Origin of the sequence: Corynebacterium sp. HMSC071B10, assembly GCF_001814825.1 — a bacterium.
GTDB lineage: Bacteria > Actinomycetota > Actinomycetes > Mycobacteriales > Mycobacteriaceae > Corynebacterium.
Window position 1 is genome coordinate 89,125 of the sequence record NZ_KV818024.1, and the last position, 23,755, is coordinate 112,879.

Consider the following 23,755-nt stretch of genomic DNA (forward strand, 5'->3'; position numbering starts at 1 on the left):
TCCTAGTTCTTCCGCTTTCGCGTCTTCTTCTTCGGTTTGGCCGCTTCTTCTGCGGCAATCATCTCCTCATACATAGCAAACAGGTCGGACAAGCGATCCTCATCAGTTTCGTACGCACGTTTGGAGTACAGCGAGTCGACGTACTCGTCGATCTCCCGGTGGGCTTGGCGTAGGTTGTCCGGCATCAGCTCCGGGTCATACAACTGGGCAAGTGTTTTATCGCAGTGATACTCGCGCACATCCAAAACCCGCAGAGCAAGCTCCGTCAGACGCTGCTTCTGCCGCTCGGATAACTCCGGTACTGGGAAGTTGTTGTAGACGATGGTGTTGGAATACCGGTAGTCCGTCTTCATCTTCCCACCAACGGCCCGGGTCCACGCCACGTGCATTTTAGATGTCAGTAACGCGAACAGCCAAGGTTCTGCATCGTAGATCGCAAAGGCAGCGTCTGAAATGACAGTGTCGGGGCTGAGGTAGCCAATCGGGATATAGTCCCGCCGCTCCGAAGAAACACGAGGAACAATGATCGAGTCGGTTGGTTTGTATGCTAGCTGCTTAAACCTAAAAGGTCGTTTGGCAAAATCCACCGTGCTTTGTGCTTTACTATTGCTCCGGAAAGACGCAACCGAAGTTAGACGGTTCTTAATTTTGGGTATATGGCTAGCTCGTTCTTTCTCGCTCTCGTCAATCCACAAACAGTAGCGTTCCGTGCCTTTGATGTAGTCAGAGGCCCCGACATACTTCTTAATAAAGTGTTTTGCTTCAGGCGAACTTTCGAGGAGTTCGTCTTTTTCAGCTGGCGACAATAAAAGGTGCCCACCATCGGTCGGCTTCGAGCCAAACAACATGTCCGGGAACCCTGCTGCGAGCGGCCTAGAGCGGCGATAAATGATTAGGTCAGGAGCATCAACTAGGTACGCATTGATATTTTCGGCATCATTGCGCAGTCCTTCGGAGAATATCCATTTGCGCTTTGAACTCATATTTCGCAATGAGACGACGCAAACAGTAACTCCAGCATTATACTTAGCATTATTTTCCCATTTAAACGAGGTATACGCATAACCAATTTCGATGCCGCCGATCAGTATCTTCGGGAACAGAAGTGCTACATGATCTCCCTGCACGATCGAATTTGTAGAGACAAATGACAATTCTGCATTCGAGTCTCGTATGTACCGTGCCCCGACCACAAACCAAAGTGAGATGTAGTCTAAGTTTTTCGAGTATTTCTCCCCTTGGAACACGAAAGCTAAATCATCTTTCTGCTCAGCCGTTTGCATGCTTGACCCGACGTATGGCGGATTACCGATCAAATAGATCTCATCAGTTCCGTTGTTCGGGCACACCTCGTTCCAGTCAATACGGGTGGCGTTGTCGCACCGGATCTGACCGGTTTCTTTCAGCGGGATCAAGGGGATCGAGATGCCAAACTGCTCACGGAACTCGCGGTTCATCTGGTGCTTGGCAATCCACATCGAAAGGATCGCCACCTCGACAGCAAAGTCATCGATCTCGATGCCGTAGAAGTTCTCAATGTTGATGCGCGACTCATTGAACAGCACATCGTTAGCACCGAGCTCTGTCTGCCGCTGCAGGATCGCGTGCTCCAGTCTGCGCAGCTCCTTGTACGCGATAATGAGGAAGTTGCCGGAACCACAGGCGGGGTCAAAAACCTTGATGCGTGCAATCCGGTCGAGCAGCTTTTCTAGTTTCTTGGAGCTGTCATAAGCGGCGTCGAATTCCTCTTTGAGCTCGTCCATGAACAACGGCTCAATGGTCTTGAGGATGTTGGGCACCGAGGTGTAGTGCTGGCCCAGGTTCGAGCGCTTGCCCGGAGTAACGATCGCCTGGAACATAGAACCAAAGATGTCCGGGTTGATGTCCAACCAGATCTGCTTGCCCAATTCGATGAGCAACTCGCGAGCTTTCGGCGAGAAACGAGGAACAGTCAGGTGCGCGTCAGATCGAAAAAGACGACCGTTGACGTACGGGAAGTCTGCGAGGTGCCCCGGCTTCTTCGCGGGATCGGACTCGTCCAGTGCAGCGAAAAGATCGCGGATGAAATCGGCGGTGTCGGAGCCGTCGTCAAGCGTGTGCGAGCCCACCGCATTGGTAAACTGATTCTCTTCAAAGATGCCCGTGTCCTCGGCGAAGTAGCAGAACAGCAGGCGAGTAAAGAAGACATTTAGCCCGTGGCGGTGCTCCGAGTCTTTCATGAGGCCTGGGTTGGCGGAGGCGAGCTCGTCGAAAAGCTTGCCCATTTTTTCAGCGGCCTTGACGTCGGCGTGCGATTCTGCGGTGTACTGAGCCTTCTCCATTCCGGCCCACGGAAGGAAGAACGTGAAATGCTGGTCAATCTCGCGCAGCGGAAATGCCCGGTTTTCTGCGGTCTTGAGGTCATAGGCAATCATGTCCTCGTAGTCGGTCACAATGACAAAGCGGGTGGCGAACTTCACCACCGTCGGCGAAACACGCAGACGCTCGAGTTCTGCGAGGAGATCCCCCTCTGTCTCGCGGACGTAGATGATGTTCTTCTGCGCGATCTCGTGTTCCGGGTCATCCGCGATATTCAGCGAACCATTGCGCAGGCGCGTGACATTGCCCTTGGAGCGGCCGTATGCAAGTAGGAGGTCGAAGATGAACTCGCGGTCATACTCTTCTTGCCCAGCTAAAGGCTTGATTCGTTCCTCGATCGCTTTCAGATTCAGTCTTGCCACTGTCCGCTTCTCTCTTGGTTGGATCCATGCGACCGGCTGGGCCGGTGTACCCCACAGGAGTCTACAAGGAAACCCATGCTCCTTGGCATGAGCTTTTAAAATAACCGGATTACGGTTATGTAATACATCTCAAATTCCGCCAAGAAGTTCTTTTCCCAGAACAATCACACGCCTCAGGCGTCCTTAATCTAAAGTTTGATGGTGTGCGCCCATTTACATAAAGGAGGAAAAGTGCACCCCATCATCGACTCCCTCTTGAGCGGGTTCTGTAAGCAGTTCGAGATTACACGCCTCCCGGAGGACGAACGCTTCGAGCACTTTGTCACTTACTCAATATTGACTCCACGACAAATCCGCCAAGGCACCTACACAGATGCCTTGACCGGCAAAGGTGAGGAAGGAATTGACGCAATTGCAATCATCCTCAACGGCATTCTCATTACAGAGCCGGAACAGATTGAGGACATCGCAAACAGAGAAAACGAACTGCGCGCCGAGTACGTATTCATTCAAGCGAAGCGGGCGGAGAAGTTCGACGGTGGAGATACGCTCAAATTCACAAGAGCAGTCCGGGAATTTTTCTCAGAAGGAACCGACATAGGTACTTGCGAACGCGTTGCAACTTGTCGGGATATTCATTCAAAATTACTATCGTACGCAGCAAACTTTGCCGAGAATCCGTCCATCTCCGCGTATTTCGTAACGACAGGGCGTAATGATCCGCAAGAAATGAAAGATCATAACTCGACAAAGTATATGAAGGAACTCAAGAGGGATTTAAGCCGTCTACAGCTGTTTTCCTCAATCAAGCCCAGGCTTTACGGCACCAATGAACTAGCCGAAAGCTATAGATCTGCGACAACAGCAGTAGAGGTCACTATCGACTTCAGTGAGCGGGTGACTCTGCCATCGATCGATGGTATCCAGCAAGCTTACCTAGGTTTATTGCCGTTATCTCAGCTCCTAAAGCTGATCATCGACGAAAACCAGGGCAGTCTGCGCTCATACATATTTGACGATAATGTCCGCGACTATCAGGGCGATGACACAGTTGCGAATAGTGGCATGAAAGAAACTCTTACCTCCAAGCACCGCAAGCAATTCACTGTCATGAATAATGGCATCACCATAGTTGCTCGGGACCTAACTGTAATCGGCAATCAGTTAACGTTGCGCGACTTCCAGATAGTAAATGGTGCTCAAACCTCCAATGTGATTTTCAATAACCGAGCTTCCCTCAGTGGCGAAGATATCCTGATCCCGACAAAACTAATTCAATCGAACGACGAGGAGCTAATCACTCGGGTTGTCCTGGCCACAAATAGCCAAACTGAAGTGACCACGACCCAACTTAACGCGCGAGCGAAAGCCGAACGAAACATCGAGAAGTTCTTCGCAGCCAAAAACCCGCCTCGCAATCTACTTTACGAGCGAAGGAAAGGTCAGTACGACCGAGATACGAGCATCGTGAAAGCTCGGGTCATAGACAGGACAGCCTTGGTGAGAGCTACCGCATCTACTTTTGGCAATGAAGCTCACACCGCGACGGGATACCAGCAACAACTACTTAAAAGGCTTAGGGAAACCAAGGATTCTGAGAAACGCCGATACCTGGGCGACGATGATGAGCCCATTCTCTACTACGCAGCCGCTTCGGCATACTACAAACTGGATCTGCTGCTTAAGACAAGCAAGTTAGAAGCGTATCTCAAGCCGGCACGTTGGCACCTTCTGAATATTGCTAGAAAAATTGCTGTCGCTGGTGAGTTCGATGACCCTACGGATAGAAAAATTCGAAAGCGGCTTTCACCGTTTTTGGACACGATCTGGGATGATCACAAGTGCGAAGCTCTGTTCAAAGAGGCCATTGAAGTTCTAGAATCCACGAACTTGCAATTGGAGCGCGAAGTACTGAGAAGCACCGCTTCCGCAAATCTGATTGAACAGGCAATCCAATCACATTTGGAACAACGAGAGAAAGAGAAGTAGTTGAGCCTCGTATTCTCCTTCCAAGAAGGAATAACGAGCACAAACTAGCAGTAAGGACTATGGCTTAATCGAAAGATGACTCCGGCCTCAGCGCAGGGTGCGACTGCCAAACTCATTATGAAGCGCCACCACGAGGGCAAAGGGCGCGTGGAGATCACACCGAAGATCCGTTACCTCGCGAGCTACGAGGACTAATTCGGGGTCTCTTCTGTGCTCCAAACCGTTGCCAGTTCGGCTGCCTGAACGCACATTTCCCATGGCTACACCTGATAACCACGCGTAGAATCGAGGTCACACGGACCGAAAGGATTTGGCATGAAATCAGTTCGTTACTACGGCAAAGAAGACCTACGAATCGACGACATTGCAGAGCCCGAGGTACGCCCCGGCACAGTCAAAATCGCTCCCGCCTACACAGGTATCTGCGGCTCGGATGTCCACCTCTACTTCGACGGGCCCATGCCCCCTGCCCCATCCGAGGATGCGCCGCATCCTGTCTCCGGCGAAACGCTACCTGTGGTGATGGGGCACGAGTTTTCCGGTGTCGTTGAAGAGGTTGGCTCTGGTGTCACCGGGATCAACGTCGGTGACCACGTTGTTGTTGAGCCTTTCATGGTCGATGGCACCTGCCTCTCCTGCAATCGCGGCGATTACCACCTGTGCGACCAGATGGGGTTCATCGGTATTTCCGGCCGCGGCGGCGGCCTGGCGGAGCACATCGTTGTGGAAGAGCGTTGGGTACACCCCACCGGCAGCATTCCCCTCGACCAGGCCGCGCTCATCGAGCCGCTTGCAGTCGCACACCACGGCATCGCCCATGCCGGCTACGCCAACACCGACCACGAGGGAGAGTGGGCGCTCGTCGGCGGCGCTGGCCCTATCGGCCTGCTCACTGGCGCAGTCCTCAAGGCGTATGGGATGAAGGTCATCATTTCGGAGCCATCTGGCGCACGTCGTGACAAGGCGCTCGAAGCTGGAGTTGCAGACCACGTGGTCAACCCGCTCGAGGAGGACCTGCACGAGAAGGTTACTGAGCTCACTGACGGCGAGTTGGTCTCCGTGTCTTTCGACGCGGCTGGTGTCCCCCAAGGGCTCCACGACCTTATTCATGCAACACGTCCTGCGGGCCGGATTGAGGTCCTGGCCCTTCACATGCACCCCTACTCCATGGACATCATGGGGGATCTCACGATGAAGGAACGCGTCATGGGTTCTTCCATCGGCTACTGCAACGATCATCCCACGGTGATCAAGCTTGTACAGGATGGAAAGGTCGATCTTGCCCCGCTCATCACGTCCAAGATCAAGGCGGAGAACGTTGTCGAGGACGGGTTCAACGCGCTGCGGAACCCGCAGGAAGTCAAGATTCTAGTTTCGATGAACTAGCGCTTGGCTACAGGCCCCGGACAACTGCTGTTCGGGGCCTTCTTCTGCACCACATGGCGTCGAAAAGCATGCACTTGGACGAGTGCGTACCTCCCGTTTGTTCCGGGGTCCGGCTCGCACACTCGCTTGGAAATCACCCCGAAGATCCGCTACCTCGCCAACTACGATTCCTAGGTTTTCCTTTGCCACATCACACCGGCGTAGCCTGGCAGACATGAATACGATGCAGAAAGCACTCATCCCTATCCTCGGCGGCGCGGGCGTACTCCACTTTGTAAAGCCCGAGCCCTTCGACGGCATCGTTCCCGAGCAGCTTCCGGGCAGCGCGCGGACCTACACCTACGTCTCCGGCGTGGCCGAACTCGCCACCGCAGCCCTGCTGGCAAACACGAAAACCCGCGCGACCGGTGGTTCCGTCGCCGCAGCGCTCCTGCTCGCCGTGTGGCCGGCCAACTTCAATATGGCGTGGCAGTGGCGCAACAAGCCCTGGTATTTGCAGGCGGGTGCCATCGCGCGTCTCCCGCTGCAGATCCCGATGATCCGCGCGGCGTGGGACCTCCATAAGCAGGGCGCGAAATAACACGTGCCAGTTCGCTGCTAGTTCCCCTCGTCTGCTTGGTGAGCCAGCATAAATTCGACGACGGCATCGATCACGCGGCCATCCTCGTCACCACAGACGTAGGCACGAGCCAGGAGGTCATGGAATTGCGCCTCTACGGTCCCGCTCCCCTCCCGATCGTGCGGGACCACCAACACGATGTCGTCAGGCAGGAGCGCGTTCGCAGCCAAAATCGCGGTCCGCTTGTTACCGTCCTCGAACGGCTGAGCCCTGGCCAATACGACGAAAAGCCGTGCTGCGTCAGCGAGCGTCGGGCTTGGTCCGGTCACGGTGTCGTCGATAAGCAATTGCAGCGCGTCCATATCCAAAGCCGGGGGCATATGGTCGCCGTGGACCGTGCGCACACCAATGCGCTGCTCCTCGCGGCGCAGCTCACCCGGATGTAAGGCCGCCGAGCGCGTCATTGCGGCATTAATCTCACAGACATGCGTCGCTGCGATTGTCTCGCGGCCACGTTTTATCCGCAACGCCACTCGCGCAGCAGCCTGCAAATCTTGTAACAGCTGCAGGTCGGCACGCGAGGAAATCCCGTCGGTTGTGCCGTTTTCCAAAAAAGCCGCGGTCGCGAGCCGCCCTGACCGCAAATTTTCAAATACTTTGCCAGCAGAGTAAATGACTGCGACAAGCTTGTCCGTACGCAACATGCCTCATAGGATAGCGCCTCGCGACCGATTCCGCCTATATGTTCGACGATTCCTCTGCCGATGTTCGGCTGCCCAATTACTGTGGGCCACATGACAGCTACGCCCCACCCGCCCACATCCCCGTACGCCACCGCGCTGCTCGCGGCCGTCGATACTGCGCAAGCCGGCGACCCCCTCACCCCGGTCACGGTGCTGTGCCCCACGCCCGCCTTCGACGATGTGGTCGCCGCCGTCGCCACCGGCGGCCCGCGCCTCGGGGTGGACGTGGTCACGCTCGACATGCTGCTTTCCCGCGCCGCCCGCGACCTGGCGCCGCGCACGCTCTTGCAGCGCAGCGACGTCGCCGCCTTCGTTGCCGCAGCGCTTGCCGAGGGTGCGACGCCAACGCCCTTCCACGAAGCGCAGCTGCACACTTCCGCGGCCACGCACGAGGCGCTGACGGATGCCCTGTTTGCACTCCTCAACAGCCCCGCAGAATGGCGCACGCAGCACGGTAACGCTCGCCTTCCCGAAACTGTGGCGCAGCTCGCCGAGCGTGCCGAAGCGCACTTTCACGACACCCACTTCACCTTCCCGGACGCAGTAGAAGCGGCCGCCGCCTCCCACCGTGGGGCGCTTGTCACCGTGGGCGCGTGTGCCCACGACGCGCGCACCGAGTGGGCGCTTGCCCAGTTCCCGCAAGCCACGCCGGTGGAACTGCCGAAACTGCGAGAGCACACCGAGCGCGTCTCGCTAATCTCCGAGCCGGACGAGGCGGCTTACGTCACCGGTCGCATCCTCGACGCCGTGGCCAGCGGCACTCCACTGCACGCCATCGCGGTGGCCTACTGCGAGGACGCAGAGCTGCCCTTCCTCACCCACGCGCTCGATGCGGCGGGCATCCCCTACCACGCGCCCGCGCGCGAGGTGTGGGCGCAGCACAACGTGTTTCGCGCGCTGCGCGCTCTGCTCACGCTGCGCCCCGAGGAGATGCACCGCCACCAGCTCGTGGAACTGCTCTCCACCGGGGAGGTTAACAACTCCCCCGGCCTACGCGCCTTTGACGCCGGTTCGCGCGACCGCCTCGGCACCGCGCTGACCGGCCGCGATTGGGACGCGGTCCTTGCCACGGCCGCGCGCCAGGCCGAGGACGCTACCCCGGATCGGGAGCGTGTCCCCGAGCGCAGCATCACCGCCGCCCGCTGGGTTGTAGACCTGCGCGAGGTGCTCACCCCACTCTGGGAAACGAAGAGCTGGGAGACGTTCGCCGACGCGTTCCGAGGCGTGGCAGGCGCGGTACTCTCCGACCAGTCCCAGCTGGCCGCCTTCCTCGACCCGCTGTGCGAGCAGCTCGCCGCCCAGCAGGGCACGCCCAATCGCGAGCGCGCGCTCGAGATCGCCAGCGCCTTTGCCGCCCGCCCGGCGCGCGCCACCACCACCGGCGTGCTCACGGTCGGCCCGCTGGAAAGCCTGGACGGTCGCAACCTCCAGCTCGCCTTCATCACCGGCACCACCGACGCGGCCCTGCCCGGCACGCTGACTCCGAGTGCGACGCTGACGCAGGCGCAGCAGCAGACCACTCCGGAACAGTTTCTGGCTAGGCGGGGCCGTACGCTTGCGGCGGCGCTTGAGGCGTCGAGAAGCATTGTGCTCACGCGGGCCCGATCCGGCATTAGCGGCGGCGGGCTGACCGAGCCCTCGACCTGGCTGGAGCAGGAAGAAACACGCATCGGCGCGCTGCACCCAGCACTTGCAAGTGGTGAGCGCACACCGATCAGTCACGCGGAGCTGGCGCTGGCGAACGCGCTGGCAGGTACCCCGAGCGAGCGGGCGGCGCGCTACGCGCAGATCATGCGGGCGCGGCAAGCTGGCGAGGCCGGCGAGTTCACCGGTTTTGTCGGCTCCGATGTTGGCCTGCGCACGCTGACAAGACCGATCTCCAGCTCCGCGCTGGAGGGCTTTACTAGGTCTCCGCTGGCGTTTTTCATCGAGCGTGTCACCGGCAACTGGGTCCTGGCTGACGACGCGGCGGAGATGGAAGTCGCCGCCGCAGATACCGGCACCATCCTGCACGCCGTGTTCGAGCGCTGGACCAACGAGGTGTGGCTGGACAACCCCGCTCGCCCCGCGCGCTACGCCGACCTGGACTGGGACGGTACGGCCCGCGCCGCGCTCGAGCGCATCCTCGACGAGGAGCTTGCCGCGCGCCGCACCGACCAGGTCAACCCGCTGGTGTGGGAAACTTTCGCCGAGCAGGCGCTTGTCGACGTGCTGACCTGGCTGAAAGCCGAACAAGGCGAAGCCGAGGACGGGTGGACCCCGCTTGCGACCGAGTTCGCCTTCGGCAACACCGAGGACGAACCCGCCGCGTCGCTTCCGCTGCCCGAGCTCGGCGTCGAGCTTCCCATCAAGGGCTACGCCGACCGCGTGGACTACAAGGTAGAAGATGGCGCCGTCACCCTGCGCGTGACCGACTACAAGTCGGGCAAGGGCAAGACGACGGATTCGTACGTGGACCAAAAGACGCCGACCGGGCAGGTCAAAGATGGCGCGCCGCACTACTACTTCCAGCTCGCCCTGTACGGCTACATCGTGCGCACTCTCGCCGCCACCGGAGATCCGACCGAGCTTTTCCCCGGCGGGCCCGGCCTGTGGCCCGGGGACATCGCCGCAGTGCAGGCGCGCTACTGGTTCTTCCGCGACCCGAAGGATTCGCACGTGAATATCACCGTGGACGACAACGCGGTCGCGACGCTGCAAACCAACCTGAGCAACGTCTACCGCCACATCCAGCGCGGCGCGTTCCCGCCGCACGCCATCCCGGAGCGCTGGGCCAGCGACGAACGCCTGCGCCTCGGCGTGGCCAACTACAACGCGCTGACCGCAATCCTGCCACCGCTGGACTTCGACCAGCCGCTGACCACCGAGCACACAGAACCCACCGAGCCCGCCGACGCTTAGCCCGCGAGAGGAACACCAAAAATGACTACCGCACAGTTTGCCGACCGCCTCGCCGAGGACGAAGCCAACCGCGAATTCATCCAGAACCAGGTCGGCCTATCCTGCTTCGTCGAGGCGGGTGCCGGCTCCGGCAAGACCGTTATGCTCATCCAGCGCCTGCTCACGCTCATCATCGAGCACGGCGTGCGCATCGACGAGATCGCCGCCATCACCTTCAACGAAGCCGCCGCCGCGGAGCTGACCGCCCGCCTGCGCCGCGCACTCATCCAAGTCTGCGACACTGGCGAGTACACGCTCGGCAACGGAGCGCCCCGCACCTTCGCCGACGCTGTGCTGGCGAAAACCCGCGCCGCCCAAGCGCTCGAGGGACTGCCCGGCGCGGCGCTCGGCACGCTGCACTCCTTCTGCCTGCGCGTGCTCAAGCAGTACCCGCTCGAGGCGGGCCTGCCGCCCAAGGTCGATGCCGTCGACGACCTCGCCGCCTACTTCTCCCCCGCCCAGCACAGCGAGGCGATCATTGAGACCATCACCGCGCTGTTCGAGGGCAACGAGGAGGCCGCAGCAGCCATCAACGCCCTGCCGACGGACATCACCGCAGACGAATTCCTCACCCAACTGCAGTATCTCCTCGGCGAGAGCGTGACCTTCCAGCACATACAGGAACTGGCTGAGTGGATGGATGCGCACTGGGGCGAGCTCGACGCCACCATCGCCGCGCCCGCCTTCGAGGCCCCATCGGAAGACGAGCTCCGCGCCAGCCTGCGCAAAGAGCTGCGCCTGATTCGCGACCGGGTGCATACCGCCGGTGTCTCCGAAAAGCTCCTCACGTTTTTCGACGACCGCCTCGCCGACCTCGACGCAGCAGACTCTCTTGCCGAGCTCAGCCTGCCTACGCCACGCACGCTCGGCGGCAACGGCGCGGAAGCCAAGGAAGCCAGAGCGGAATACAAGACCTTCCGCGAGCGACTCGGTGCGCTTGGGCTCTGCGCCGGGTACGCGGCGACGTCGACAATCGCCCCCGTGCTCGCAGCGCTTGTGCGCGAAGCCGCCGACGCCCGCCGCCGCACCGGCGTGCTCGAGTTCCACGACATGATCTACCTGACGCAAAAACTCGTAGACAACGACGAGGTGCGCGCGAAGCTGCACGAGCAATACCGCGTCATCTTCGTCGACGAGTTCCAGGACACCGACCCCGCGCAGCTCGACATCGTCACCGCGATCGCCCGCGGTCCACACGACACCCCGCAGCCCGGCCGCCTGTTCATGGTCGGCGACCCGAAGCAGTCGATCTACAAGTTCCGCAACGCCGACATCGACACCTACGTCGCCGCTCGCACCAGCGCCGCCGCCCGCGACGCCGACCACGGTGTCAAGCAGCTCTCGCGCAACTTCCGCTCCTCGCAAGCCGTCGTCGCCGCCGTCAACGAGCTCTACGGGCAGCTTTTCGACGCCCACGCGGCCTCCACCGACGGCCCCGCCCAAGCCCACTACGTGCCCATGCTCCCCCAGGACGCAACCGACGGCCGCGAAGGCGCGTTCATCGTCCTGCAGGATGCGGACGCGGAAGACCTCACACCCACCGAACTGCGCGAGCGCGAGGCCGCGGACGTCGTCGCGCTCATCCGCGCGGCGGTTGCAGGGGTGGACCCGCGCTTCGTCCACCACAGCGGCACGCGCGCAGGTGGGCCCATGCGCTACTCCGACATCGCCATCGTCGTGCCCACGCACAACGATGCGCTGCGCCTAATGCAGGTGCTTGATAGCGCCGCCATCCCCTGGGTCTCCGAAGGCTCCGGTGCCCTGTTCGCTACCCCGGAACTCAACGACCTGTTCACCGTGCTGCGCGCGATCGCCGACCCGGCCGACGACTTCACCCGCGTCGCCGCCCTGCGCACCGCGCTAGTGGGGTGCTCGGACGCGGAGATCGCGCGCTGGGCGCAGCAGGATCCGACCGCAACGCGCGTTGTGGAGGCCGAGGCACAACTGCGACGACTCACCGGGGAGGCGCTGCGCGTCGACGCGGCAAGCATGGTGCGCAACGTCGTTTCCGAATTCGGGCTCGCGGAGGCCTACGCCGCCAGCGGCCACCTCGACCACCTCCCGCGCGTGGAGACGCTGCTCGCGCTGGCCGAACGCTTCTCCGCCGCCACCGGGCTGGGCCTGCGCGAATTTGTGCGCTGGTCCGATGCCCAGGCTGAGACCAACCAGGGTGTGACCGAGCCGCTCCTCGACACCGGCACCGACGCGGTCCGCTTCATGACGATCCACAAGTCCAAGGGCCGCGAGTTTCCCATGGTCATCGCCGCCGGCATGTCCGGGCACACCACGGGCAGCCGCGCCGTCCGGGCTTTCTCCCGCGAAAACCGCACCGCGCAGTTCAAACTCAGAGACGCCCAGACCCCCGACTACCTGACGGCCAAGGCCTTCGACGACGAAGCCGACGCCAACGAGCTGACCCGCCTGCTCTACGTCGCCATGACGCGTGCCAAGTCCGTCCTGGCGATCCCGCTGCAGCTGAAGAAGAATAAGCCCCGGAAGAAGGGCGGGCCGCGTGACTACGCCAAGGCGCAGCGTGGCGCGAAGCTCGCCGCGGTCATCGACGACTCCACCCAGTACGCCCCGATCACCCGCGAGGAGCTGCCCGGCTTTGACCCCACCGCAGCGCCCGCGACACCAGACGCGGAACCCGGTGCGCCGGCCGCTAAGCGCTTCAACGCCAACGCCGAAGCGCTTGCCGCGGCGACCGGTTTTACCCAGCGCATGGGGGTGACCGCCATCGCGCACGCCGCGGACCAGGCCAACGACACCCCACGGCACACGCGCCTGACCGGCACCCGCCTGCGCGCATCCCTCGACGAGCAGGTAGCACGCGCAGGCTACCCGGCGCGCCAGATCGCTACCGGGCTGTTCCGCGATAACGCGGGAACCGAGTTCGGCTCCGCCGTCCACGACGTGATGGAGCATCTGCCCGCCGGCGGCGAGCTCGAGGAGATCGCGGCGACCGTCGCCTCGCTCTACGAACTGCCGGACGGGGCGGCGAAGGAGGTGGCGCGCGTCGCTGACTGCTTCGCGCAGTCCGCCCCGTACGCGCGCAGTCTTGAAACGGAGTCGCACCGGGAGGTCCCCGTCATCGGCTCTGTCGGCGACACCGCGGTCAACGGCTACATCGACCTGCTCTACGCCGACGGCGACGCTTGGGTCATCGCCGACTGGAAAACCGACGTCACCGCAACCCCGGAGACGGTGACCAGCTACTTTGTGCAGCTAGACATCTACGCCACGTTCCTCGAGGAAGCGCTTGGTCAAAAAGTCACCCGCCTCGAGCTCATCTTCGCAGGTGCGGAAGGACCGCAGGTCGTGGTGCACGAGCGGAACGAGTAGCAACGCCCCGAAACACCCGTGCCCGATCGGACGATAGGCTCTGTGGTTTCATCTTTGTTGCATGACAGATAGGGGCATAGACTGAGGGCTTATGGGCGAAAAGACTGCTAAACCCGATTTGAAGACCACTGCGGGCCGCATCCAAGACCTGCGCAACCGTCTCGACGAGGCGCGCACGCCTGCGGCCGAGCACGCGGAGGCGCCGACTGAGGGCGCGATGACGGCTCGCGCGCGCGTGGAGAAGCTGCTCGATGAAGGTTCCTTTGTAGAGACTGACGCGCTGGCCCGCCACCGCGTCGAGGCCTACAAGATGGATCGCACCAAGCCCGCCACCGATGGCGTCATCACGGGCTATGGGCTTATCGACGGCCGCCGGGTCTGCATCTTCAGCCAAGACCCCGACATCTTCGACGGTGCCATCGGCGAAGTTTACGCTGAGAAGATGTTGAAGCTTTATGACCTGGCAACCAAGACTGGTGTGCCGATCATCGGCATCTACGACTCTGCCGGCCCACGCTGGCAGGAGGGTATTGTCACCGCGCACATGCAGGCCAAGCTGCTGCGCGCGGCCACCCAGGCCTCCGGGCTGGTGCCGCAAATCGCCCTGATCGCCGGCGAGGTGGCAACGCTTGCAGCCACCACGGTGCCGCTTGCCGACGTCACCGTGATGGTCGAGGGCGCGAGCCTGCACCTGGCGGACACCGACATCGTCGGCCAGGTCTCCGGCACCCCAACCACGGCCGAGGCGCTCGGCGGCGTGGGCGTCCATTCCGCGGAAACGGGCCTGGCGCAAGTCACGGCAGCCGACACGGCGGACGCGCTCGACGCGGTCCAGCGCATCGTGGGCTACCTGCCGCTGAACAACCAGGCCGCCTCCCCGCTCGGCGGGAACGCCGCCACCTCCGAGACGGACCTGGACGCGATCATCCCCGACGACGACGCGCAACCCTACGAGGTCGCCGACATCATCGCCGCAGTCACCGACGGCGACTTCTTCGAGCTTTCCGCCGCCCACGCCGGCAACGTACTGACCGGCTTTGCACACGTCAACGGCCGCGCGGTCGGCATCGTCGCCACCCAGCCGAGCGTGCTCGCCGGCTGCCTGACCGCGGCGGGCGCGCGCAAGGCCGCCCGTTTCATCCGCACCTGCGACGCGTTCAACCTGCCGCTGATCCAGTTCGTGGACTCCCCCGGCTTCGTCCCCTCCGAGGACGAGGAGCGCGCGGGTGCGGCCGCCGGTGCTGCCGCCCTCGCCTACGCGTTCGCCGAGGCCCAGGTCGGCACCATCACCGTGATCACCCGCAAGGCGCTCGGCACCGCCTACACCGTCCTCGGCTCCAAGGGCCTGGGCGCTGACCTAGTGTTCGCGTGGCCGACCGCGCAGATCGCGCTTGCCGACGCCCCCACCGCCGCCACCCGCCTCGACGTCGACCCAGACGCCTACGCCGCGGAGAACATCAACCCGTACGTGGCCACCGAGCGCGGCCTGGTCGACGCGGTCATCCCGCCGTCGGAAACCCGCCACCACGTGCTCGAAGGCCTGCGCCTTTTGGAGCGCAAGGTGGTCTACCCGGTGCAGAAGAAGCACGGTAACATTCCGCTGTAGCAACATACTTTTGCTACACTAAGTGCTTTCTCGCCGAAAGGATTACTATGACTGCACCAACTGCAACCCTGTTCACCGTCACCAAGGGCAACCCGACCGAGGAGGAGCTCGCCGCCCTGTCCTCGGTGCTTGCCGACATGCAGGCCGCCGCGAAGGCGAAGCTGCAGCCCGCTGACCGCAACCGCTGGGGTGCGCCCGCCCTTCCGCAGCACCAGAACGTGGTGTTCAACCCGCACGCCTTCGCCAACGTCACCTACTTCTAATTCATGCGCCTCGTCCTCGCCTCCCAATCGCCCTCACGCCGCATGCTGCTCGAGCAAGGCGGCATCACCCCCGTCCTCCGACCCGCCCATATCGACGAGGACGCCATCATCGCAGAGCTCGGCGAGGCCGAACCGCGCATCGTCGTCGAAAAGCTCGCACAGGCGAAGGCCGCTACCGTCGCAGACGACTTCCCCTCCGACGTCGTCGTCGGCTGCGACTCCATGCTGCTTCTCGACGGCCAACTCCTCGGCAAGCCCCACACCCGTGAGCGCACCATCGCGCGTTGGAAAGCCCAGCGAGGCCAAGAAGCGCACCTGCTCACCGGCCACGCCGTGGCGTATAAGGGCGAGTGGGTCGTCGACACGGTGGCCACCGCGATCCGCTTCGGCGACGTCTCGGACGCCGACATCGCCGCCTACGCCGCCTCCGGCCAACCGCTCGAGTGCGCAGGCGCGTTCACTCTCGAGGCGCTCGGCAGCTGGTTCATCGACTCCATCGACGGCGACCCCACCAGCGTCATCGGCCTCTCCATGCCGCTTTTGCGCCGCTGCCTCTACCGCTTCGGCCTCAACGCCTCCGACTTCTGGGACTAGTACCCGCGAGCGGCAAGGAACTCGTCGAGCACCGCAAGCCCTTCGGGGTTCGCGTCCACGCACATGCGTAGCCAACCACCGATCGTGTTTTTCGGGTTGCGCACGCTCGAAGGCTCGCTCAGGTCGAGCGCGCCCGTGCCGAACAACGCCTCGTAGATCGGCCGACGCTGTGCATCATCCGTCCCCATGTCAATAGCCAGCTTGATGGGCACGTCCCCACTACGGTTGCGGAAATTCACGTCCGCGCCGCCGTCGATAAGCCTTTGCACTAGCGCCGCGTCGCCCTCCCCGAGGTCGCGATGCCGACCAAGCAGGATCGTCAGCGCGTTCTGCCCGTATTCCTCGCGCGACGCGTCAGCGCCACGGCCCAACATGTCGTTGCAGATCTTCGCGCGCGCCTCCGGGTCACCGTTGGTCAGTGCTGCGAACAGCATGTCGGTTACGTCGTTTTTCGCGGGATCGAAGACCTCGCAGAACTCTTCGTGACTGCCCTTCTTTGCAACATACAGCGGGCTTGCCATGAGGACTCCTTCGCGTCGGGTTGCGCACTACTGTAAAGCCTCTGGTGCGTGGGCGCTCGTCGAAAAGCGCAAACTGCTAGCCTGGCGCCATGGAAATCAACGACATGCTCGCACCACCGCCCCTGCACCTGCCCGAAGACCCCGCGCACGGCAAGGACCTCTTAGACCGCGAGACCGCGCTCGCGCACCCGGACTCGCCTGCGGTATGGGCCGCCCGCGCCGAAGCGGAGCTCGACAGCGGCGACGTGCTCGTCGCGTACGCGTACGCGCGCACCGGCTACCACCGCTCGCTCGACCGCCTGCGCGCCAACGGCTGGAAGGGCTGGGGCCCGGTCCCCGCCTCCCACGAGCCGAATGTGCCGGTGCTCAAGGCCATCGCGATGCTGGCACTTGCTTCCAAGGCGATTGGTGACGATGCCGAGTACGACCGCTGCCGCCAAATGCTTTCCGACGCCGACCCGGCCAGCGTCGACGAACTGCTCTAAAGACCCATGCAACGCTTCGTTCCCGCCACTGTCCTCACGGCACTGCTCCCGCTTGCCGCCTGCAGCACCGAGCCAGCCGACCCGCCCACCGTGACGGTCACGCAGACCACCGTGGTGGAGGAGGACGTCGGCCCGGAGAGTGCAGCGCCGCCGACCCAGCAAGCGCAGCCTGACAATGCGGACACTTGCGCGCAGCTGCCGAAGGACCCCCGCGAGGCCTACCCTTCCGGCACAGCACCCGGGCGCATGCCCGCCGACGACGGCAGCGACTACAACTACTGGATCGATGACATCGACAACGCCTACGACCCCTGCGCGCCGCTGAGCTGGATCGTCTTCCGCGGCTCGCTTGGCGACGAGCACAGCCACGCCGGCACCGCAGCCTCAATCGCCGACGGGCTGGCGCTCTATATCAACGGCGAACCGGCCAGAGAGGTGAAACTCTTCGGCCGGATCGACAACATCACACCACTCGAAAACGGCGGCGCCACCTTCGAGTGGTCGGAGCGAGGCCAGTACACCGCCGACGGCTACGTCAACCACTACTCCGCAGAACTCCAGGTCATCGACGGCGCGGTAACAGCCGTTGCCGGTGACACCGCGAAGTTCCACGAGTGGTGGGACTACCCCGTCAGCTACCTACTGGGCACGTACGACTAACCGCGCTTACGCAAGCTTCGCCTCGATGCGGCTGATGGCTTCCTTGGCCACCAGCTCCTGGATGCCCATGTCCAGCTCCGAGGTGAAGCCGACACACGAGCAGTTGATCTCGCCGAGCACGTATGTGTCCTCGCCGGTCTCGTCGTCGTCGGCAAGCATGAAGTCCGCGGTCCAGATCAGCGGGATGTTGTCGCCGCCGAGCTTCTCCGCAATCACCGGGCGGGCCTCGGCGAACATGTCGATGAGCTCCTGCCACTCCTCCGGCTTGTTGTAGGTGTACTTCGCGCCGGAGAACAGGGTCGCGGAGAACGCGTCGCCGCCCTCGGCCGGCTTCTTGTGCACCACGAACACGGGGTGCGGGCCGACGAGCAGGATGCGGATTTCGCCCTCGGTGATGCGCGGCATAAACCGCATATCTACGAGCATGCCGTTGTCGCCCACGATGTACTGGTCGCAGAAGTCCATGAATTCGCCCAGCTGGCGGACCTCGGTGTGGTTGTCCACGGCCTCGGTGCAGCGCAGCTTGGTGTCCAGCGGCAGCGCGGTGCCCGGCTCGACGCTGGCGGCGGCCTCCTCGTCGTCGAGGCGCACACGCCAGATGCCGGAGCCGGTGGAGCCGCGGTTCTGCTTGAGCACGCGCTCGCCGTAGGACAGCGACGTCGGGAACGTCTTGTGGAAGGTCTCCACGTCGTAGTAGGCGGCGGTGTCGGCGGGCACCAGGTCGGTGTCGTTGAGCTTGACCAGGGCGTCCTTGGCACCGTAGGCCATCATCTCGCCCGGGGTCGACATGCCGACCAGGCCAGCGACCGACAGGCTGGTCAGAAGCTGGAAGTAGCCCTGCTCACCGCCCGGGATGTTGCCGGGGTTGACGCGCGAGATGTAGCCGTCGAAGTTCTCGCTGACGTACGCGTAGATGTCGTCGCTCCACTCGGGGCGGTAGTAGACCACCTCGGCGTGCCAGCCGGCATCCTTGATGGCGTTGACGATGGGCATGGTGTCTTTGCGGTGGCCGTCAAAGTACTTGTCGGATCCGCCTTCAACCTCGAAGACAACAATTGCTTTGTGCACGGGGTGGCCCTTTCTCTCTTGGTCCGGCTATGTTCCGGTGCCAATCAGCTCTTACCCATCAAATTTTAAGGCCAATGCCACGTTTTCTCTCCACGAGCGCGCCCCAAGTGGGCAAGTTCACACCCGCCGCCCTCCCCCTGCGCTGAGCCGTGCGCAAAGCACCCCCGCGCGGCGATTTTGCCTCGCAGGGAGCGCAAATTCTGTAGGGTTGGGGCGGAGAAAACCGGCGTGGGAGCGTCGATAAGCATGCAGATGAAGGGGAGCAACCATGGCCATTGAGCTCGACGACCACCCGAAGTTTAAAGACTTCGCGCACCCGGAGAAGTTCGTCTCCGCAGCGTGGCTGTCCGCGCGCCTGGGCAAGCCGGGGCTGCGCGTGGTGGAAAGCGACGAGGACGCCTACCTCTACGACATCGGGCACATCCCGGGCGCGGTGCGCATCGACTGGCACCGCGACCTCAACGACCCCGTCACCCGCGACTTCATCGACGGCAAGGCTTTCGCCAAGCTGATGAGCGAGCGCGGCATCTCCCGCGACGACACGGTCGTGGTCTACGGGGACAAGTCTAACTGGTGGGCCGCCTACACCGCCTGGGTCTTCGAGCTGTTCGGCCACCCGGACGTGCGCCTGCTCGACGGCGGCCGCGACGCGTGGATGGGCGAGGAGCGCGACACTTCGTTCGCCGTGCCCGAGTACCCGGCCACCGAGTACCCGGTGGTGGAGCGCCAGGACAAGCCGTACCGCACCTTCGCTACCGATCTGTTGCAGCACACGCCCACCCAGCTTATCGACGCCCGCCAGCCCGGCCAGTACGACGGCACCGACGGCAACGCCTCCGACCGCGCCCCCGGCAAGTCGCCCTCCACGCTGCGCCACGGCCACATCCCGGGCGCGGTGAACGTGACCTGGGGCCGCTCCCTGTTCCCCAACGCGCTGTTCAAGGACCTGCCTGACATCGCCGCGATCTACGAGGACTTCGACCCGGACGCCGAAACGGTGGTGTACTGCCAGCTGGGCGAAAGCTCCGCACACACCTGGTACGTGCTCAACCACATCCTGGGCTTTAGCAACATCTCGCTCTACGACGGCTCGTGGGCCGAGTGGGGCAACATGGTGCGCGTGCCCGTTGAGCAGGGCTCGGGCGCCTAGCCCGCTTTTCGACGTCGCGTTGGCCGCCCAGCCTCCGCGACGTTTTTTCATGCGAGTTGTAACATGGGGCGTCGAGAACCGATATAGTTTGGCATCACTAATCGCTTGCAAGAAAGACGGGATGTTTTCGTGCCTACTTCAAACGACGCTTCTACCGCAGACGCCACGAACCTGAGCCACGCGCTTTCGAAGGTGCTGGTGGCCAACCGCGGCGAGATTGCCGTCCGAGTCATCCGCGCGGCGAAAGACGCAGGTATTGCCTCTGTCGCCGTGTACGCGGAGCCGGACAAGGATGCCCCCTTCGTCGGGCTGGCCGACGAGGCCTTCGCCCTCGGCGGTGCGACCGCGGCGGAGTCTTACCTGGACATGGACAAGCTTCTCGACGCCGCGGCGAAGTCCGGCGCCGACGCCATCCACCCCGGCTACGGTTTCTTGTCCGAGAACGCCGAGTTCGCCCAGCGCGTCATCGACGCGGGCCTGACCTGGATCGGCCCCTCGCCTTCAGCCATCGCAGCGCTCGGCGACAAGGTCACTGCGCGCCACATCGCCGAGGCTGCCGACGCCCCGATGGCGCCGGGCACCAAGGACCCGGTTGCAGATGCCGAAGAGGTCCTCGCGTTTGCCGACGAGCACGGCCTGCCGGTGGCCATCAAAGCAGCCTTCGGCGGCGGCGGGCGCGGCATGAAGGTCGCCTACACCCGCGAGGAGATCCCGGAGCTGTTCGAGTCCGCCACCCGCGAGGCCACCGCCGCATTTGGCCGTGGCGAGTGCTTCGTCGAGCGCTACCTGGACAAGGCCCGCCACGTGGAGGCCCAGGTACTCGCTGACCAGCACGGCAACGTCGTCGTGATGGGCACGCGCGACTGCTCCCTGCAGCGCCGCTTCCAGAAGCTGGTCGAGGAGGCCCCGGCCCCGTTTTTGACCGACGAGCAGCGCGAACGCATCCACTCCTCGGCGAAGGCGATCTGCCGCGAGGCCGGCTACTACGGTGCCGGCACCGTGGAGTACCTCGTCGGCTCCGACGGGCTCATCTCGTTTTTGGAGGTCAACACGCGCCTGCAGGTCGAGCACCCCGTCACCGAGGCCACCACCGGCGTGGACCTGGTGCGCGAACAGTTCCGCATCGCCCGCGGCGAGGAGCTCCGCTTTGACGCCGACCCCGCCCCACACGGCCACGCCATCGAGTTCCGCATCAACGGCGAGGACGCCGCGGCGAACTTCATGCCGGCGCCGGGCACCATCGCCGAGTACGCCGAGCCGGCCGGCCCGGGCGTGCGCGTCGACTCCGGTGTGCGCGCCGGCTCGGTCATCGGCGGCCAGTTCGACTCCATGCTGGCCAAGCTGATCGTCCACGGCGAGACCCGCGAGGAGGCGCTGCAGCGCGCCCGCCGCGCGCTCGACGAGTACGTGGTCAAGGGTCTGCCCACCGTCATCCCCTTCCACCGCGTGATCGTGGACGACCCGGCGTTTGTCGGCGACGGCGACTCCTTCGGCGTCTACACCCGCTGGATCGAGGAGGAGTGGGTCAACGAGCTGCCCGCCGCCGACGCGGATACCGAGACCGAGACGGACACCGACAACTCCCGCACCTTCGCCGTGGAAATCAACGGCCGCCGCATCGAGGTGGCTCTGCCCTCCTCCCTGCTGCTCGGCGGGGCGCAGCGCAAGCGCCCGAAGAAGCGCCGCTCCAGCGGCTCGAAGGCTGCCGTCTCGGGCGATGCCGTCGCTGCGCCGATGCAGGGCACCGTGATCAAGTGCAACGTTTCCGAAGGCGACACCGTCGAAGAGGGCGACGTCCTCGTGGTGCTCGAGGCCATGAAGATGGAAAACCCCGTCAAAGCGCACAAGGCCGGCACCGTCACCGGCCTGGCCGCCGAGGAGGGCGCCCAGGTGAACAAGGCCGCCGTGCTGATGGAGCTGAAGTAGCTAGCGCGGCAGCAGGCCGTCGATGCGCCACTGCGCCACGGTCTGCAAAATCTGGCCGAGCACCGGCGCCGAGGCGGCGAGCACGCCGACGATGATAATCGCGATGACCGGCAGCGTACCCTCATCCATATTGCTGCTGGCCTCGATGCGGCGTGCGGACCCCGCCGCCGCGCCGGACAGCGCGTCGTCCGGCAGCTCCGCGCGGTGGTCGTTGACCTGTGGGGCGCGGAAGTAGTCGGCGATCAGCCGGATTTCCTCGCCTTCGGTCACCTCGTCGCCGTTTGCCGGTACGGACGCGCGCGAGAGCTGGTGCTCGCTGCCGCTCGTCGTACGAATAACGCTGATTCCCGAGTAGACCCCGAGGAACCCGCGCCGCGGCGACCACACTGGCCCGCCGGAGTCGCCGTGCTGCCCGCTGACCCCGTCGAAGTAGAGATTGTTGTCGATGCTGCCGGCGAACGTCCCGCACTGCACCTGCCGCGAGGCCACCCCAAAGGTGCAGACTTGCTCGCCTTTCGCCATCTCGCTTAGCGACGCCACCGTGTCCCCACTCCGACCATTCACCCCCACCCGCACGCCCGGATCCCAGCGGATCGCGGCCCAGTCGTTGCCGGTACCTTTGCCCCACTTTGATGAGGGGTAAAACGTGCCCACCTCGCCCGTGGTCGACCCGTCCGCGCGCTTGAGCCGCACCCGCTCACCGGTGAGCCCGCAGTGTGCTGCGGTGTAGCTGATGTTCTCGGCGCGGTCGTTGTAGGCGATCGCGCAGCTTGAGGCGTCCGCCACGACGATCTGCGAGCCCTGCTGCACCACTTCTGCCGCTCCCGCAACCGGCGGGGCGGCAAGGGCGGCAGCTGCGGCGAGGACGGCGGCGCGACGGGCAACGGTATGCATGGGCCAAATAGTACAACCTATCGCCTTGCTATTGTGGGGCGCATGGAATTCCACTTCCGCAGAGCCAAAGAAGCCGACCGCACCTACCTCCAACGTCTCAATTTCCTCACCGAGGTCTTCGGTGACGAGACGGCCCCGATGCACCCGCAGGAACGCGAGGGCATCGTCGCCGGCGTGCACGAGTACATCTACGGCTGGGACCCGGATTCTGACGGCGGCATCATCGTCAGCGACGAATTCCACACCCCGGCCGGCGGCATCTGGTTCCGCTACTGGGCTTCGCCGGATGAGGGGCACGCGAACCTCGGCCCGGACATCCCGGAGCTCGCCATCGCCGTGGAGGGCCGCTACGCCGGGCACCGGCTCGGCGCGCTCCTGCTGGAGCAGGCCGTACTTCTGGGCCAGGAGCAGGGTGCCGAGCGCCTCGCCCTGTGGGTCGACCCGGACAATCCGCGGGCCCGCCACCGCTACGAGCAGTTCGGCTTCGACGACGTCAAGGGCAAAGCCAACGTCATGGCGCTCAATCTTTAAGTTGCGAGGTGCCCGGGGCTGCATTAGGTTGTGGCCCTATGGGGGATCAACAACAATTACGGGCCTTTTTGGCCTTCAAAGCAGGGGGAATCGCCACACTACGGCTTGTCTACGAGGCGGGCCTGGATGCGGATACGCTCATTGGGATGGGCGCGGCCGACGACTACGCAGACACACTCGTGCGCCTTGCCCGCCGGTTTTTCCGGCCCACCAGCCACTCCCGCTTCCAGCTTGAGGCCCGCGCCGCGGCCGAGGCCAACCGCCACTGCATCGAAACCCTAGAGCTGATCGAACGCACCGCACGCCGGATCACGAATCCGACGAAGCGTTGGGAGTACACCGCGCAGCTGTGCGCCACCGAGGGGGATACCACCACCA

At 63.4% G+C, this 23,755-nt stretch carries 18 protein-coding genes and 1 pseudogene; 14 read left to right on the top strand and 5 right to left on the bottom strand.

Translation table 11 applies throughout. From position 1 onward, the window contains the following. Positions 1-2 precede the first annotated feature (2 nt). A complete protein-coding gene (locus HMPREF2990_RS10775) occupies positions 3-2,720 on the bottom strand; it encodes a DNA methyltransferase (RefSeq protein ID WP_070764621.1) in 2,718 nt (905 codons plus the stop codon). 231 nt (positions 2,721-2,951) lie between these two features. On the opposite strand from HMPREF2990_RS10775, the gene HMPREF2990_RS10780 reads away from it, so the two are divergent. The 3 genes from HMPREF2990_RS10780 (at position 2,952) to HMPREF2990_RS10790 (ending at position 6,675) form a co-directional block, all read left to right on the top strand. Further along, the gene (locus tag HMPREF2990_RS10780) at positions 2,952-4,709 is read left to right on the top strand and encodes an AIPR family protein (RefSeq protein ID WP_070764622.1); all 1,758 of its coding nucleotides are present in this window, start codon (positions 2,952-2,954) and stop codon (positions 4,707-4,709) included. Positions 4,710-5,024: 315 nt separating this feature from the next. Further along, positions 5,025-6,095 (top strand): 2,3-butanediol dehydrogenase, encoded by a 1,071-nt coding sequence (locus HMPREF2990_RS10785; RefSeq protein WP_070764623.1) that lies wholly within the window; start codon positions 5,025-5,027, stop codon positions 6,093-6,095. A 214-nt stretch (positions 6,096-6,309) separates the two neighbouring features. Then, a complete protein-coding gene (locus tag HMPREF2990_RS10790; protein ID WP_070764624.1) occupies positions 6,310-6,675 on the top strand; it encodes a DoxX family protein in 366 nt (121 codons plus the stop codon). Between the two features lie 17 nt (positions 6,676-6,692). Here the strand turns inward: HMPREF2990_RS10790 and HMPREF2990_RS10795 are convergent, their stop codons facing one another. Next, a complete protein-coding gene (locus HMPREF2990_RS10795) occupies positions 6,693-7,358 on the bottom strand; it encodes a Fic family protein (RefSeq protein WP_070764625.1) in 666 nt (221 codons plus the stop codon). A gap of 90 nt (positions 7,359-7,448) precedes the next feature. Between HMPREF2990_RS10795 and HMPREF2990_RS10800 the strand changes: the two genes are divergently transcribed. From HMPREF2990_RS10800 to HMPREF2990_RS10820, 5 genes are all read left to right on the top strand, one after another. After that, positions 7,449-10,298: a PD-(D/E)XK nuclease family protein gene (locus HMPREF2990_RS10800; protein ID WP_168167145.1), complete on the top strand. Its 2,850-nt coding sequence runs from the start codon at positions 7,449-7,451 to the stop codon at positions 10,296-10,298. A 21-nt stretch (positions 10,299-10,319) separates the two neighbouring features. Then, positions 10,320-13,679 carry a UvrD-helicase domain-containing protein gene (locus tag HMPREF2990_RS10805; protein WP_070764627.1) on the top strand — a complete coding sequence of 1,120 codons (3,360 nt, stop codon included), beginning with the start codon at positions 10,320-10,322 and terminating at the stop codon, positions 13,677-13,679. 91 nt (positions 13,680-13,770) lie between these two features. Next, positions 13,771-15,285, top strand: coding sequence for an acyl-CoA carboxylase subunit beta (locus HMPREF2990_RS10810; RefSeq protein ID WP_070764628.1), 1,515 nt, complete (start codon positions 13,771-13,773; stop codon positions 15,283-15,285). A gap of 47 nt (positions 15,286-15,332) precedes the next feature. Continuing rightward, a complete protein-coding gene (locus HMPREF2990_RS10815; RefSeq protein WP_070764629.1) occupies positions 15,333-15,548 on the top strand; it encodes an acyl-CoA carboxylase subunit epsilon in 216 nt (71 codons plus the stop codon). Between the two features lie 3 nt (positions 15,549-15,551). Further along, on the top strand, positions 15,552-16,142 hold the full coding sequence (locus HMPREF2990_RS10820) for a Maf family protein (protein WP_070764630.1): 591 nt from the start codon (positions 15,552-15,554) through the stop codon (positions 16,140-16,142). On the opposite strand, the gene HMPREF2990_RS10825 is transcribed toward HMPREF2990_RS10820, so the two are convergent. Next, positions 16,139-16,663: an ankyrin repeat domain-containing protein gene (locus tag HMPREF2990_RS10825; RefSeq protein ID WP_070764631.1), complete on the bottom strand. Its 525-nt coding sequence runs from the start codon at positions 16,661-16,663 to the stop codon at positions 16,139-16,141. The genes HMPREF2990_RS10820 and HMPREF2990_RS10825 overlap by 4 nt on opposite strands. 89 nt (positions 16,664-16,752) lie before the next feature. Between HMPREF2990_RS10825 and HMPREF2990_RS10830 the strand changes: the two genes are divergently transcribed. After that, the gene (locus HMPREF2990_RS10830) at positions 16,753-17,148 is read left to right on the top strand and encodes a DUF3151 domain-containing protein (protein ID WP_070764632.1); all 396 of its coding nucleotides are present in this window, start codon (positions 16,753-16,755) and stop codon (positions 17,146-17,148) included. A 6-nt stretch (positions 17,149-17,154) separates the two neighbouring features. Next, positions 17,155-17,808 carry a hypothetical protein gene (locus HMPREF2990_RS10835; protein ID WP_070764633.1) on the top strand — a complete coding sequence of 218 codons (654 nt, stop codon included), beginning with the start codon at positions 17,155-17,157 and terminating at the stop codon, positions 17,806-17,808. Between the two features lie 6 nt (positions 17,809-17,814). Here the strand turns inward: HMPREF2990_RS10835 and HMPREF2990_RS10840 are convergent, their stop codons facing one another. After that, positions 17,815-18,876 (bottom strand): Cj0069 family protein, encoded by a 1,062-nt coding sequence (locus HMPREF2990_RS10840; protein ID WP_038588696.1) that lies wholly within the window; start codon positions 18,874-18,876, stop codon positions 17,815-17,817. Between the two features lie 268 nt (positions 18,877-19,144). Between HMPREF2990_RS10840 and HMPREF2990_RS10845 the strand changes: the two genes are divergently transcribed. Together HMPREF2990_RS10845 and HMPREF2990_RS10850 are read left to right on the top strand one after the other, a co-directional pair. Beyond that, a complete protein-coding gene (locus HMPREF2990_RS10845) occupies positions 19,145-20,026 on the top strand; it encodes a sulfurtransferase (RefSeq protein ID WP_070764634.1) in 882 nt (293 codons plus the stop codon). 129 nt (positions 20,027-20,155) lie between these two features. Next, complete coding sequence (locus HMPREF2990_RS10850) at positions 20,156-21,952, top strand: acetyl/propionyl/methylcrotonyl-CoA carboxylase subunit alpha (RefSeq protein ID WP_246817534.1); 1,797 nt, start codon at positions 20,156-20,158, stop codon at positions 21,950-21,952. On the opposite strand, the gene HMPREF2990_RS10855 is transcribed toward HMPREF2990_RS10850, so the two are convergent. Beyond that, entirely contained in the window at positions 21,953-22,846 is an 894-nt protein-coding gene (locus HMPREF2990_RS10855; protein WP_070764635.1) for a trypsin-like serine protease, read from the bottom strand. 42 nt (positions 22,847-22,888) lie between these two features. Between HMPREF2990_RS10855 and HMPREF2990_RS10860 the strand changes: the two genes are divergently transcribed. Both HMPREF2990_RS10860 and HMPREF2990_RS13045 read left to right on the top strand, forming a co-directional pair. Beyond that, on the top strand, positions 22,889-23,377 hold the full coding sequence (locus HMPREF2990_RS10860) for a GNAT family N-acetyltransferase (protein ID WP_038588686.1): 489 nt from the start codon (positions 22,889-22,891) through the stop codon (positions 23,375-23,377). Between the two features lie 38 nt (positions 23,378-23,415). After that, a pseudogene (locus tag HMPREF2990_RS13045) lies at positions 23,416-23,755 on the top strand (hypothetical protein); the annotation flags it as partial.

Bases quoted from the DNA above. Each gene is read 5' to 3' on its own strand.
- HMPREF2990_RS10785 (WP_070764623.1), top strand. From the start codon at position 5,025: ATGAAATCAGTTCGTTACTACGGCAAAGAAGACCTACGAATCGACGAC.
- HMPREF2990_RS10790 (WP_070764624.1), top strand. From the start codon at position 6,310: ATGAATACGATGCAGAAAGCACTCATCCCTATCCTCGGCGGCGCGGGC.
- HMPREF2990_RS10795 (WP_070764625.1), bottom strand. From the start codon at position 7,358: ATGTTGCGTACGGACAAGCTTGTCGCAGTCATTTACTCTGCTGGCAAA.
- HMPREF2990_RS10800 (WP_168167145.1), top strand. From the start codon at position 7,449: ATGACAGCTACGCCCCACCCGCCCACATCCCCGTACGCCACCGCGCTG.
- HMPREF2990_RS10805 (WP_070764627.1), top strand. From the start codon at position 10,320: ATGACTACCGCACAGTTTGCCGACCGCCTCGCCGAGGACGAAGCCAAC.
- HMPREF2990_RS10810 (WP_070764628.1), top strand. From the start codon at position 13,771: ATGGGCGAAAAGACTGCTAAACCCGATTTGAAGACCACTGCGGGCCGC.
- HMPREF2990_RS10815 (WP_070764629.1), top strand. From the start codon at position 15,333: ATGACTGCACCAACTGCAACCCTGTTCACCGTCACCAAGGGCAACCCG.
- HMPREF2990_RS10820 (WP_070764630.1), top strand. From the start codon at position 15,552: ATGCGCCTCGTCCTCGCCTCCCAATCGCCCTCACGCCGCATGCTGCTC.
- HMPREF2990_RS10825 (WP_070764631.1), bottom strand. From the start codon at position 16,663: ATGGCAAGCCCGCTGTATGTTGCAAAGAAGGGCAGTCACGAAGAGTTC.
- HMPREF2990_RS10830 (WP_070764632.1), top strand. From the start codon at position 16,753: ATGGAAATCAACGACATGCTCGCACCACCGCCCCTGCACCTGCCCGAA.
- HMPREF2990_RS10835 (WP_070764633.1), top strand. From the start codon at position 17,155: ATGCAACGCTTCGTTCCCGCCACTGTCCTCACGGCACTGCTCCCGCTT.
- HMPREF2990_RS10845 (WP_070764634.1), top strand. From the start codon at position 19,145: ATGGCCATTGAGCTCGACGACCACCCGAAGTTTAAAGACTTCGCGCAC.
- HMPREF2990_RS10855 (WP_070764635.1), bottom strand. From the start codon at position 22,846: ATGCATACCGTTGCCCGTCGCGCCGCCGTCCTCGCCGCAGCTGCCGCC.
- HMPREF2990_RS10860 (WP_038588686.1), top strand. From the start codon at position 22,889: ATGGAATTCCACTTCCGCAGAGCCAAAGAAGCCGACCGCACCTACCTC.